The sequence below is a fragment of the Nocardia noduli genome (genome assembly GCF_019038455.1).
GTDB classification, from domain to species: domain Bacteria; phylum Actinomycetota; class Actinomycetes; order Mycobacteriales; family Mycobacteriaceae; genus Nocardia; species Nocardia noduli.
Window position 1 is genome coordinate 22,650 of sequence record NZ_JAFMPL010000047.1, and the last position, 12,712, is coordinate 35,361.

At 67.6% G+C, this 12,712-nt stretch carries 12 protein-coding genes; 4 read left to right on the plus strand and 8 right to left on the minus strand.

The genetic code is table 11. The features are described from left to right. Positions 1-194 precede the first annotated feature (194 nt). From JZ792_RS23225 to JZ792_RS23260, 8 genes are all read right to left on the minus strand, one after another. The gene (locus JZ792_RS23225) at positions 195-947 is read right to left on the minus strand and encodes a DUF427 domain-containing protein (protein ID WP_216913282.1); all 753 of its coding nucleotides are present in this window, start codon (positions 945-947) and stop codon (positions 195-197) included. Positions 948-1,265: 318 nt separating this feature from the next. Then, complete coding sequence (locus JZ792_RS23230) at positions 1,266-2,513, minus strand: MFS transporter (protein ID WP_216913284.1); 1,248 nt, start codon at positions 2,511-2,513, stop codon at positions 1,266-1,268. A gap of 10 nt (positions 2,514-2,523) precedes the next feature. Next, the gene (locus tag JZ792_RS23235; protein WP_308165411.1) at positions 2,524-2,967 is read right to left on the minus strand and encodes a MarR family winged helix-turn-helix transcriptional regulator; all 444 of its coding nucleotides are present in this window, start codon (positions 2,965-2,967) and stop codon (positions 2,524-2,526) included. A 238-nt stretch (positions 2,968-3,205) separates the two neighbouring features. Continuing rightward, positions 3,206-4,261: an acyl-CoA dehydrogenase family protein gene (locus JZ792_RS23240; protein ID WP_216913288.1), complete on the minus strand. Its 1,056-nt coding sequence runs from the start codon at positions 4,259-4,261 to the stop codon at positions 3,206-3,208. Then, a complete protein-coding gene (locus JZ792_RS23245) occupies positions 4,258-5,289 on the minus strand; it encodes an acyl-CoA dehydrogenase family protein (RefSeq protein ID WP_216913290.1) in 1,032 nt (343 codons plus the stop codon). The genes JZ792_RS23240 and JZ792_RS23245 overlap by 4 nt, the downstream gene beginning before the upstream one ends. Further along, entirely contained in the window at positions 5,286-6,428 is a 1,143-nt protein-coding gene (locus JZ792_RS23250; RefSeq protein WP_216913292.1) for an acyl-CoA dehydrogenase family protein, read from the minus strand. Before JZ792_RS23250 ends, JZ792_RS23245 begins: the two co-directional genes overlap by 4 nt. After that, entirely contained in the window at positions 6,428-7,348 is a 921-nt protein-coding gene (locus JZ792_RS23255; protein WP_216913294.1) for an enoyl-CoA hydratase, read from the minus strand. The genes JZ792_RS23250 and JZ792_RS23255 overlap by 1 nt, the downstream gene beginning before the upstream one ends. Further along, the gene (locus JZ792_RS23260; protein WP_308165412.1) at positions 7,348-8,901 is read right to left on the minus strand and encodes a FadD3 family acyl-CoA ligase; all 1,554 of its coding nucleotides are present in this window, start codon (positions 8,899-8,901) and stop codon (positions 7,348-7,350) included. The genes JZ792_RS23255 and JZ792_RS23260 overlap by 1 nt, the downstream gene beginning before the upstream one ends. A gap of 108 nt (positions 8,902-9,009) precedes the next feature. On the opposite strand from JZ792_RS23260, the gene JZ792_RS23265 reads away from it, so the two are divergent. From JZ792_RS23265 to JZ792_RS23280, 4 genes are all read left to right on the plus strand, one after another. Further along, positions 9,010-10,200 carry an acyl-CoA dehydrogenase family protein gene (locus JZ792_RS23265; protein ID WP_216913296.1) on the plus strand — a complete coding sequence of 397 codons (1,191 nt, stop codon included), beginning with the start codon at positions 9,010-9,012 and terminating at the stop codon, positions 10,198-10,200. Further along, complete coding sequence (locus tag JZ792_RS23270; protein WP_216913298.1) at positions 10,197-10,994, plus strand: SDR family oxidoreductase; 798 nt, start codon at positions 10,197-10,199, stop codon at positions 10,992-10,994. The genes JZ792_RS23265 and JZ792_RS23270 overlap by 4 nt, the downstream gene beginning before the upstream one ends. A 290-nt stretch (positions 10,995-11,284) precedes the next feature. Continuing rightward, positions 11,285-12,016: a hypothetical protein gene (locus JZ792_RS23275; RefSeq protein WP_216913300.1), complete on the plus strand. Its 732-nt coding sequence runs from the start codon at positions 11,285-11,287 to the stop codon at positions 12,014-12,016. A 93-nt stretch (positions 12,017-12,109) separates the two neighbouring features. Then, a complete protein-coding gene (locus JZ792_RS23280) occupies positions 12,110-12,709 on the plus strand; it encodes a TetR/AcrR family transcriptional regulator (protein ID WP_216913341.1) in 600 nt (199 codons plus the stop codon). Positions 12,710-12,712: the final 3 nt, after the last annotated feature.

A 12,712-nucleotide genomic window follows, 5' to 3' on the forward strand; every position in this document is an offset into this window, starting at 1 on the left:
CGCGTGTACCCGCGCCAGCGTCGATGGCGGGCGACGAGGAACGCGCGGATGATCTCGACGGGAGTTCTCCGGTCGGTTGTCCCGAGGCCGTCGGCGTACGACGATCCACGCGGGCACCCGAACTATCCGGTTGCCGGATTCACCACGTCCACAACTCGCTTGGCGGAGAACCGGCACCCTGCCGCCTCGTTCGATCAGCTGAACGGCGTCTTCGGCCGTTCCTGGAGAACATCGTCGACGTAGATGTCGACCTTCTCGTTGTAGAAACAGGCGAGCCCGGCGATCTTCTGGCTCTCCGCGACCGGGGTGCGGTAGATCCACACGTAGTCCGCGTATTCGGTGTCGCCGACGCGGACGTTCCAGTAGTCGGCATTGCCCTTGTAGGGGCAGCTCGTGTGGGTGTCGGAGGTCGAGAGGAGATCGGTGCGAACGTCGGTCAGCGGAAGGTAATACCGTGCGGGAAGCCCGGTTTCGAACAGGATGCGCGCGGCGCGTGAATCGGCGACCGTGACGCCGTCGATCTCGACGCGGATATGGCGTGAGCTGGCGAGGATATCCACGCGCGAATACGGATTCCGGGGGTGTACGTAGACGGGTTCGTCCTCCTCGAACCATTCGTCCATCGCGTCCCACTCCAGCCGCACCAGCTCCTGGAGTTCGGGGATCGGCGAATCGTGGTAGCGCAACGCGGCGTTCTCCGCCGTGATCCCGGCGACGACGACGTCGTATCCGGTGCCGTCACCGCGACTGGGGGAGTGTTTGCTCGTACCGCTGGCCTCCAGCGTCGCGAACACGTCCGCGGCGGGCAGGTAGTAGGCGGGATAGTGCGGGTTCTCCCACACCAACACCGGCCGGATGGAGTCGGCGACCAGATGCCCGCCCAGATAGACCCTGACCCGCTTCTTGCCGGTTTCCAGTGTGACCCGCCCACGCTGCGCATCGCCCATACCGCTCGACGCTACTCCGCGATTTCCTCACCGGGCGGCGCCCGGTGCCGGTGTCACGTCCGCCGATCTGCCACGACGCCGTGGTCCCGGCCGGATCGGTGTCCTGGGCCGATGGTGAATGGAGAAATCCGGCCCGCCGCGCGCGAGTCCCGTAGGTATGCGTGCTGCTGCTGGGCAGGAGCGCCCGAAAGGTGGTGTTCCGCCCGATCTACGACGAGAGGTTCGCGTTCGTCCGGGCTCATCCGGATTTCCGGGCGGCGATCGGCCAGGACGGCGGCTGACCGATATGCCGCGTGAGTCGACGTGATCCGGTCCGGGTCAGTCGCCGACGGTGATCGCCCGTGCCTCGTCGACGCTGTGCGCCGCCGGATCGTGGTCGTCGAGGTGGGCCAGTGCCGCTCGCCCGGACGCCAGCACCAGCACCGCCGCCGCCGTGCACGCCGCACCGACCCAGAACGGCAGGCCGATATTGTGCTCGCCGAGTTTGCCCGCGAGGTAGGGGGCCGCCGCACCGCCCGCGAAGCGGACGAAGCTGTACGCGGCCGACGCGGTCGCTCGCTCGACCGGAGCGGAGATCATGACGGCCTCGGTGATCAGCGTGTTGTTCACGCCGAGGAACAGGCCGGCGACGACGGTTCCCGCGATCAGCACCGGCTTGTGTTCGGCGAAGACGGCCATGACCGCGAGATCGGCGGCGAACAGTCCGAGCGAGACCCCCATCATCGGCAGTGTCCCGAACCGCTTTTGCAGGCGAGGGGCGAGGAAGACCGACGCGACGGCGAGCAGGATGCCCCAGCCGCAGAAGATGAATCCGATGGCGTAGGTGCCCATGTCGAGCGGGAACGGGGTGTAGGCGAGCAGGGTGAAGAAGCCGAAGTTGTAGAGCAGCGCGGTGATACTGACCGTCAGCAGGCCGCGATGGCGCAGCGCCGCGAAAGGCGCGGTGATCGAGGTGTGATGGGCCGGTTTCGGTCCGTCGGGCAACAGGGTGACGATGGCGACGAAAGCGATGGCCATCAGCACCGAGACGCCGAAGAATGGTCCGCGCCAGCTGATTCCGCCGAGCACGCCGCCGACCAGCGGACCGGTCGCGATGCCTATTCCGAGCGCGGCCTCGTAGAGGATGATCGCGCGTGAGACGCCGCCGGTGGAGGCGCCGACGATGGTGGCGAGCGCGGTGGCGATGAACAGGGCGTTGCCCAGACCCCAGCCCGCCCGGAATCCGATGATCTGCGCGACAGTGTTCGACATGCCCGCCAGCGCGGCGAACACGACGATGATCGCGAGCCCGGCCAGCAGGGTCTTCTTCGCGCCGAAGCGGCTCGACACCACGCCGGTGATCAGCATGGCCACCCCCGTCACCAGCATGTAGCTGGTGAACAGCAGCGATACCTGCGACGGCGAGGCGTGCAGCTGTTCGCCGATCGGCTTCAGGATGGGATCGACGAGTCCGATGCCCATGAAGGCGATGACGCTGGCGAACGCGACGGCCCAGACGGCTTTGGGCTGTCCGGATCTCGGCGCGGTGCGCGCGGTGAGATCGGCGTCGGGCGCGGTCACTGTCATGGGATCACCTCTAGGTCGAATAGTGCTGTGGCGGAGCGCTCTTCAGTGCGTCGAGCAGGTCCTTCAGATCGGTCTCCATGCGGGCGAGACGTGCCGGATCGAATTCGGTCAGCCTGCTCGCGAAGGTGGCGCCGTAGCGGCGGCGCGCATGGTGGAGGCGGTCACGTCCGGCCGGGGTGAGGGTGACGACGACGGCCCGGGAATCCTCCGGGTCCTTGCCTCGGGTGGCGTATCCGTCCGCGACGAGTCTGCCGATCAGCGCCGTTGCCGCCGGCTGTGAACATCGATCGATTCGGGCGAATTCGCTGACCCGCATCGCGCCGTGTTCCTCGAGCACCGAGAGTGCCCGTAGGACGGCACGCGGTAGATCGTCGCCGCCGCTCGCCCCGGCCAGCCGGGTGAGCCTACCCGCGGTGACGAGGAGGTCGACCACGCTGTCTTCTATGGGAGTCACCGGGGGGAGCCGCACCTAAATATTATTACATAAGCTAACTATCTATTCTCGGTGAGAGCTGTCACTTCACCCGTACGCTGGGCCGATCGGGGGTGACGCGCTACGGCCGCGGGTACTCGCTGGAGGTCCAGACCGTGGACCGCGATCGGATCGATCCCGCCGCGATGGGTTTCCGCTCACGGCAACTTGCAAAGTTATCCCCAGGAGTGTCGGACCCCTGGGGGTAACTGTGAATCGATCAGACCGACGGTGTCAGCGGCCTGCGCGGTGTGCCGAAGAGTTGGGCGTCACCGTGCGCCCGTTTGAAGAACAGGTGGGCGTCGTGCTCCCAGGTGATGGCGATACCGCCGTGCATCTGCACCATTTCCGACACGACCGTGGTGAACGTCTCCGAGCAGTGGATACGCGCCGCCCAGACGTCCTCCGCCGCCGACTCGCTGCCCTCGGCCACCGCCGCGGTGGCGGCCTGTGAGGCGGACTCGGCCGATTCCACGAGCACGTACATATCGGCCATCCGGTGCTTGAGCGCCTGGAAACCGCCGATCGCCCGGCCGAACTGGACCCGCGATCCGGTGTATTCGACGGTCAGTTCCAGACACCGCCGTGCCGCGCCGACCTGTTCGGCCGCGACCGCCGCCCACGCGACCTCCCGCAGTCGCGCCGCGACCACGAGGGGATCGCGGTCGCCGAGCCTGCGGGCGGGCACCTCGTCGAAGGTGATCTCGGCCAGTTTCCTGGTCGGATCCATGGTCGCCACCCCGCGCCTGGACACCCCCTCGGCATCGGCGGACACCTCGAACAGGCCCGAGGTGGTCACCGCGATCAAAGTGTCGGCGTGCAAGCCGTCGAGCACGTAATGCGCGGTGCCGGACAGTGTTTCCCCGTCGGCGTGGATACCGGGCTCGTCCCAGCCGTCCGCGCCCGCCCAGCACACCGCGAGGATGGTGGAACCGGCCGCGACACCGGGCAGCAGCCGAGCTGCGGCGTCGCCGTCACCGGAGAGCAGCACGGCCTGAACCCCGAGCACGGCCGAACCGAGCATCGGAACATTCGCCAGCGTGCGGCCCAATTCGCCGACGACCAGCAAGGATTCGACCAGTCCCGCCCCGACGCCGTCGTATTCCTCGGGGACGGCGAGTGCCGCGACGCCGATCTGCTCCGACAGCAGTCGCCACAGTGCGGGGTCGTAGCCGGGCTCCGCGTCCATCCCCGCGCGCACGGCGGCGCTGGTCGCGTGTTTGGTCAGCAGGGCCCGCACGGAGGCGGTGAATTCCCGGTGCTCGGCGGCGCTCACGCGGTGCCCCGCAACGCGCGCTCGAGCAGGGTCTCGTCACGCAGCGCCCGTGCGATCCGCGCGCGATGCAGATCCGGTGTGCCCCAGGCGGACCGAAGGGCGGTGACCTTGGTCAGCCACAGCGACAGATCGTATTCGGCGGTGTAGCCGATCGCGCCGTGCACCTGGAGCGCGGCGCGGGCGGCGGCGTACGCGGCGTCACCGCAGGCGATCACGGCGGCCGACACGTCGCGGCTCCTGGTCGGTTCGGTCGTGGTGAGCGCCGCGCGGAACAGCAGCGGTTCGGCCAGATCCAGGCCGATCAGCACATCGGCCAGTTTCTGTTTCACCGCTTGGAATTCGCCGATCGGCTTGCCGAACTGCTTGCGCTGCTTGGTGTATTCGGTCGACGCGTGCAACAGCGCCCGCCCGGCCCCGAGTAGTTGCGCCGCGGCCGCGAGCGCCCCCGCGTCGAATGCCGCCGCCCCCGCGTCGAGTACCTGCTCGCCCTCGACGAGCACTTCGTCCGCGGCGACCTGGAACAGGCGGCGGGCCGGATCGATCGAGCGCACGGGTCCGGTGCGTCGCGCCGTGCACAGTTTGTCGCCGTCGACGAACAGCACGACGTCGGCGATATCGGCGTCCAGTGCGACGGGACCGCGCCCCGGCATGGCGAATGCCACGGTGCCCAAGGCCGCGCCGTCCGCGAAATCGGGCAGCCAGCGGGGGGCGAGGTCGGATTGCGGAAGTGCCTGTAGCAGTGCGGGTATCGCCGCGGCGGTCTCCACCGCCGGACCGGGCGCGGCGGCGCGGCCGAATTCCTGGAAGGCGACGACGAGGTCGATCGGCTCGGCCTCGACACCGCCGTGCGCCTCCTCGATCGCGAGGCCGAGCACGCCCGCACCGGCCAACTGCCGCAGCAGGGCGCGGCCCGGTCGCGGATCACCGTTCGCCCACGCGCGCACCGCGGCCGGGGTGTGACCGGCGTCGAGTAATTTGCGCAGGCTGGTACCGAAATCGAGCTGTTCCGGGCTGAGCGCGAACCTCATCGGCTGCTCCCTCTCGGTAATCCGAGCAGCCGCTCGGCGATGATATTGCGCTGGATCTCGTTGGTACCCGCGTAGATCGGGCCGGACAGCGAGAACAGGTAGCCGTCGGTCCACGGACTCGCGTATTCGCCCGCGTCCCCGAGGACTTCCAGCGCGGTTTCGTGCATGGCGATATCGAGTTCGGACCAGAACACCTTGGTGATCGACGATTCCGCGCCGAGTTTGCCGCCCTCGTTCAACCGGGTGACGGTGCCGAAGGTGTGCAGGCGGTAGGCCTCGCTGCCGATCCAGGCGTCCACGACGGCATCGCGCTGACCGGTGTTGGCGCGGTCGCCGAGTTCGAGCCACAGGTCGATCAGCCGCTGCGCGGTGGCGCTGAAACGGCCGGGACTGCGCAGCGAGAGGCCGCGCTCGTTACTGGAGGTGCTCATCGCCACCCGCCAGCCCTCGCCCGGTTCGCCGATCACATCGCGATCGGGGACGAACACGTCGTCGAGGAAGATCTCCGCGAAACCGGGTTCGCCGTCCAGCTGCGGAATCGGCCGCACCGTCACGCCGTCGGCGGTGAGCGGGAACATCAGGTAGGTGAGTCCACGATGGCGTTCGGCCTCGGGATCGCTGCGGAACAGGCCGAAGGCCCAGTCCGCGAAGGACGCGCGTGAACTCCAGGTCTTCTGTCCGCTCAGCAGCCAGCCGCCTTTGGTGCGCTTGGCCGTCGACCGGATTCCGGCCAGATCGCTGCCCGCCTCGGGTTCGGACCAGGCCTGCGCCCAGATATCGTCACCGCGCGCCATCCTGGGCATGATGCGCTCGAGCTGTTCCCGGCTGCCGTGTTCGAACAGCGTGGGCGCGAGCAGGAAGATGCCGTTCTGGCTGACCCGCCCCGGTGCGCCCGCCGCGTAGTACTCCTGCTCGAAAAGCACCCACTCCAGCAGCGACGCGTCGCGCCCGCCGTATTCGCGCTGCCACGACACGACCGACAGTCGCGCGTCGGCGAGGGTGCGTTCCCAGTCGCGGTGTGCCTCGAAACCGGCCTTGGTATCCATCGACGGCAGCGGTGTCTTCGGTTTGTCGACGGCCAGGAATTCGCGGACCTCGTCCTGGAATTCCCGCGTCGCCCGATCGAGATCCAGATCCACTACGGTGTCCCGTTCTGCGCGGCCTTGTCGGCGGTCGTCGCTCCGGCCTTCATCGATTTGGCGTTCATGCCGCCCAGCGAATCGGCCCCGATCTCGGCATTGTGCGCGTGCGCGAAATGGTGCAGTCCGAAAACCGAATCCATACCGCTGCGCATACCCATCAGATCCTCGGCCTGGTTGACGGCCTTCTTGGTGAGCGCGAGACCGAATTGCGGCATGGTGGCGATCTTCTCGGCCAGTTCCAGCGTGCGTTCTTCCAACTCCGCGCGCGGAACCACCCGATTCACCATGCCCCATTCCTTGGCCTGCGCGGCGTCGAAACGGTCACCCGTGAACAGGAATTCCTTGGCGGCGCGCGGACCCATGACCCACGGGTGCGCGAAATACTCCACGCCGGGAATACCCATGCGGACGACGGGATCGGAGAAGAACGCGTCGTCGGAGGCGATGATCAGATCGCAGACCCAGGCCAGCATCAGTCCGCCCGCGATACACGCGCCCTGCACCATGGCGATGGTCGGTTTCGGGATCTCGCGCCAGCGCCTGCACATGCCGAGGTAGACCTCGGTCTCGCGGGAGAAACGCTGGTCGCCGCCGACCCGGTCCACGTGGTCCCACCACAGCGTCGCCTTGTTCGGGTAGCGCACGTGATGATCGCGCCCCGGTGTGCCGATATCGTGCCCGGCGCTGAAATGTTTGCCGTTGCCCGCCAGCACGATCACCTTGACGTCGGGATCTTCGACGGCCCGGACGAAAGCGGCGTCGATGGCGTAGGTCATCACCGAGTTCTGCGCGTTGCGGTAGTCGGGCCGGTTCAAGGTGACTATCGCGACAGGTCCGCGCGTCTCGTAGGTGACGACCTCACCCTCTGGATTCTCCGGCCCCGCCGCCCCGACGGATACACCGTTCTCGTCCGACATCACTTCTCCTCACGTAGTTCGCGCTTGAGCACTTTCCCGGCGGCGCTGTAGGGCAATCGATCCCGGAATTCGACGAATCGCGGCACCTTGAAATTGGCGAGCACGGCTTTGGTGTGGGCGCGCACCTGTTCCTCGGTCACCGTCGATCCGGGTTTGCGCACCACATAGGCCTTGCCGACCTCGCCCATCCTGGTATCTGGCACGCCGATCACCGCGGATTCGGCGACACCGTCGAGCCGGGCCAACGCCTGCTCGACCTCGGCCGGATACACGTTGAACCCGCCGGAGATGTACATATCCTTGAGCCGGTCGGTGATGCGCAGATATCCGCGCTCGTCCACCACGCCGATATCGCCCGTGTGCAGCCATCCGTCCGCATCGATGGTCGCCGCGGTGTTTTCGGGATCATCGAGATAGCCGAGCATCACATTGGGTCCGCGCAACAGCACCTCGCCCGCGTCGCCGATCCGCAATTCGAAACCGGCGATCGGCCCGCCGCAGGTGTTGGCGATGGTCGCGGCGTCGTCGTCGGGTTTGCACATGGTCCCGAATCCGGAGGCCTCCGAAAGCCCGTACGCGGTGACGACGATGTCGATGTCGAGCTCGGATCGCATCCGCTCGATGAGTACCACCGGCACCGTCGCCGCGCCCGTGGTGGCGACGCGCAGCGAACTCAGGTCGAACTCTGCGCGGTCGGGGAAATCGAGGATGGTCTGGTAGATCGTCGGTGGTCCGGGCAGTACGGTGATCCGCTCCTCGCCGATCAGGCGCATCGTCTGGGGCACGTCGAAGGTGGCCTGCGGAACGATCGTCGCCCCGGTGACCAGGCAGGCGAGGATGCCCGCCTTGTACCCGAAATTGTGGAAGAACGGATTCACCACCAGGTACCGGTCGTCGCCGCGCAGCGTCGCGCATTCGGCCCATCCCCTGACCACCGACAGCGCCTGCCGGTGGGCGACCAGGGTGCCTTTGCTGCGCCCGGTGGTGCCGGAGGTGAACAGGATGTCGGAGATGTCGTCCGGGCTCACCTCCTCGGCCCGTTTGCGCGCGTCCTCGACGGTGACCTGTTCGGCGATATCGGCCAGCTCCGACCAATTCAGCACGGTCGCTTCCGATTCCACCGCACTGTCCGGCTCCACCGGAATCACCACGATCGTGGGTATCTCCAGATCCGGTGCGGCCGAGCGCAATTCCGCGACCCGGTCCCGGCCGAGGAAAGTCCCCGCGATGAACAGCGCCTTCGCGTCGACACGGGCGAGCACATCGGCGGCCTCGTCGGCGACATAGCGGGTGTTCAGCGGAACCAGCCCGGCCCCGACGTAGTGGGCGGCCAATGCCGCGACGACCCAGTGGTGGGTATTGGGCGCCCACATCGCCACCCGATCGCCGTGCCGCACGCCCCGCGCGATCAGCGCGCGCGCCACCTCCTGAACGGCACCGAGCAACTCGATCCAGTCGAGCCTGACCGCACCGTCCGCGACGGCCGGGGTGTCGCCGAACAGGCGCGCGGCGTCGTGCAGCGCCATCGGTGTCGTCTGTGCAGGGGGTGTCACGGTTGTCCTCACCGTTCGTGCTGGCCCATCGCCGGTCGATCCGGGGTCGCCGGACCGATCAGGTCGACAATCTAACAAAGCAAGTGCTTGGTAGGTTATCCTACCGTCGTGGTTGCGATCCAGACCTCAGACTCCGATACCGCCGCGTCCGACGCGCGGTTTTCGGCAGAAGTGCGCGAGTGGTTGGCGGAGAATCTCAGCGGTGAGTTCCGTGAGCTGCGCGGACTCGGCGGACCGGGCCGGGAACACGAGGCATTCGACGAACGCCTCGCCTGGGACCGGCACCTCGCCGCGGCCGGATGGACCTGCCTCGGCTGGCCGAAGGAATACGGCGGGCGCGAGGCCACCGTGCGTCAGCAGGTGATCTTCCACGAGGAATACGCCAAGGCGAACGCCCCCGCGCGGGTCTCGCACATGGGCGAGGAACTGCTCGGCCCGACCGTCCTCGCGTTCGGCACCCAGGCGCAGAAGGACCGGTTCCTGCCCGGCATCCGCGATGTCACCGAACTGTGGTGCCAGGGCTACTCGGAACCGGGCGCCGGATCCGATCTCGCCGCCGTCAGCACCGCCGCCCACCTCGACGGCGACGAATGGTCGATCAACGGCCAGAAGATCTGGACCTCCCTCGCGCACGTCGCCGACTGGTGTTTCGTCGTGGCGCGCACCGAGAAGGGTTCGACCCGGCACAAGGGCCTGTCCTACCTGCTGGTTCCCATGAAACAGCCCGGTATCGAAGTGCGGCCGATCGTCCAGCTCACCGGCACGTCGGAATTCAACGAGGTCTTCTTCGACGACGCCCGCACCGCCGCCGACCTGGTCGTCGGCACCCCCGGTGACGGCTGGCGCATCGCCATGGGCACCCTCACCTTCGAACGCGGCGTCTCCACCCTCGGTCAGCAGATCCGCTTCGCCCGCGAACTCGCCGATATCGAAGACCTCGCGCGCCGCACCGGCGCGGCCGACGACCCCCTCATCGCCGACCGCATCGACCGCGCCTGGGTCGGACTCCGCGTCCTGCGCGCCCACGCCCTGCGGACCATGGAAGGCAGCGGCGTCGACGACGGTGGACAGGCCTCGGTCGCGAAACTGCTGTGGGCCAACTGGCACCGCGGCCTCGGCGAACTCGCCATGGCGGTGCTGGGTCCCGCCGGACTCCTCGCGGGTAGTGACGATCTGAACGAATGGCAGCGGCTGTACCTGTTCACCCGCGCCGACACCATCTACGGAGGTTCGAACGAAGTGCAGCGCAACATCATCTCCGAACGTGTACTCGGCCTGCCGCGCGAGGCCCGACCGTGACCGGCCCGCTGTCCGTCGCCCCGCAGCCCGTCCCCGGCCACGGCCTGCTGACCGGCCGCGTCGCTGTCGTCACCGCTGCCGCGGGCACCGGCATCGGCTCGGCCACCGCGCGCAGACTCCTGTCCGAAGGCGCCGACGTCGTCGTCTCCGACTGGCACGAACGCCGCCTCGGTGAAACCGAAGTGGAACTGAAAGGCGAATTCCCGGACCGCCGCGTCGCCGCCATCGCCTGCGACGTGCAGAGCACCGAACAGGTGAACGCGCTGATCAGCGGTGCCACCCAGGCCATGGGCCGCATCGACATCATGGTCAACAACGCGGGCCTCGGCGGCGAGACCCCCGTCGTCGACATGACCGACGACCAGTGGGACCGCGTCCTCGACATCACCCTCAACGGCACCTTCCGCTGCACCCGCGCCGCTCTCGCCTACTTCCGCGACGCGGGCCACGGCGGCATCATCGTCAACAACGCCAGCGTCCTGGGCTGGCGCGCCCAATACGGCCAGGCCCACTACGCCGCCGCCAAAGCCGGCGTCATGGCCCTGACCAGGTGCAGCGCCGTAGAAGCCGCCGAACTCGGCGTCCGCATCAACGCCGTCGCCCCGAGCATCGCCCGCCACGCCTTCCTCGACAAGGTCAGCTCCACCGAACTCCTCGACAACCTCTCCGAACGCGAAGCCTTCGGCCGCGCCGCCGAACCCTGGGAGGTCGCCGCGACCATCGCCATGCTCGCCAGCGACTACACGTCGTACCTCACCGGCGAGGTGGTCTCGGTCAGCAGTCAGCGGGCGTGAGGGGGCCCGGCCTGAGCGGACATTGTCGTCCGCGCAGGCCGGAATCCTGTCCGAACGAGTCGGGAGTGTCCGTGCAGGCCGCTCACCTCGAGACCGAGCCGATCGGTACCTGGACATCGGTCGGCAATCGGAACCACCGTGGGTCGTCGCGGAGGCGCGAACGACGCTGAACACGTCTCGTGAGAACCCTCGGACCGCGTGCTGATCAGGGAAAAACCGGGGGCGGTTGGTCGGTGGGTGTGGGATGCTGGGATCGGTCGGATCACGCACTCCCGTAAGGGGCGATGGCTATGGGCATTGATGGCCCGGGCGCCCGCGAACAACTGGAACTCGAATTGGTGCGCGATGTCGTGCTGGCCAGGCGCAGACTGGAAGGGCTCGTACTCGCGGCGCTGACGCTGGGTGCCGAAATCATGCGGCACGAATCCGCCCGCGCCGTCGCGTGCCGGGCCGCGCATTTTCTCGAGCAGTTCGCGGTGGACGAAGCCGAGGTCGTGCGTGATCCGCGGGCGGCTCTCAGGGCCGATACCGAGCGGGTACACGAACGGGGGCGGCGGATCGGGCTTCATCCCGAGGACGGTGTGCCTTCCGCGCGGGATCGGCGCAGACAGCGGCAGATGGCGTTGATGCGCGAGGTGCGCGCGGACCTGCTCGAACTCGTGCACAGGAGTCGCAGGGTCCGATTCGACCGCGATGCCTTCGCCGACGAGATCGCCCAGGGGCTGTGCGCGGCGACCGACAAACTGGTGGTCGGCGCGGATATGGACACCTATCGGGCCTGGCAGCGCGGCATCGTGTTGAAGCTGATCGAGGAACCGACCTCGCACGGCCCGCCTCGGGTCATGGCGACCGTGGACGCGGGCCCGGAACGTGGACCGCTCACCGTCGAATGGGACAGTTGCGAACGCCGCCTCGCCCTGGTGACCCGGATGGCGCGGGCGGGTATCTCCCCGGTGGTCATCTGTGAGCGGCTGCTCGCCGATCTCTCCATGTCCTCGCCGTTGCGCTATTCGTCACGCTGACGGCGCTGGCACCAAGCAAATGCTTGGTTGTACTATGACGTGGTGACCGCACCGGACTCCACGAAATCAGCGCGCCGCAACGAGTTGCTGTCGATGGCGGCCGAACTTTTCGCCGAGCGGGGACTGCGTGCGACCACCGTCCGCGATATCGCCGACGCGGCCGGAATCCTATCCGGCAGTCTCTACCACCACTTCGATTCCAAGGAATCCATGGTGGACGAGATCCTGCGCGGCTTCCTCGACGACCTGTTCGGGCGCTATCGCGAGATCGTCGCCGCCGGACTGAGCGCGCGAGACACGTTGGAAGCCCTGGTGATCGCGTCCTACGGATCGTTCGACCGATTCCACTCCGCTGTCGCCATCTACCAGACCGAGGCCAAGCGCCTGCGCGATTCGGAACGGTTCGCCTATATCGCCGAATACAACGCCGAATTCCGTGAACTCTGGCACCGCGTGCTGATCAACGGTGTCGAGGACGGCAGTTTCCGCGCCGAACTCGATGTCGAACTCACCTTCCGATTCCTGCGCGACACCGTGTGGGTCGCGGTGCGGTGGTACCAGCCGGGCGGTCCCATCACCGTCGACAACCTCGCCAAGCAATACCTGACCATCGTGCTGGACGGGCTCACCGTCCCAACGGCTTCGCAAGCCATCGGCTCCGGGTCGGTCGTACCCGAGGGCAAGTCCGAGTAGGAG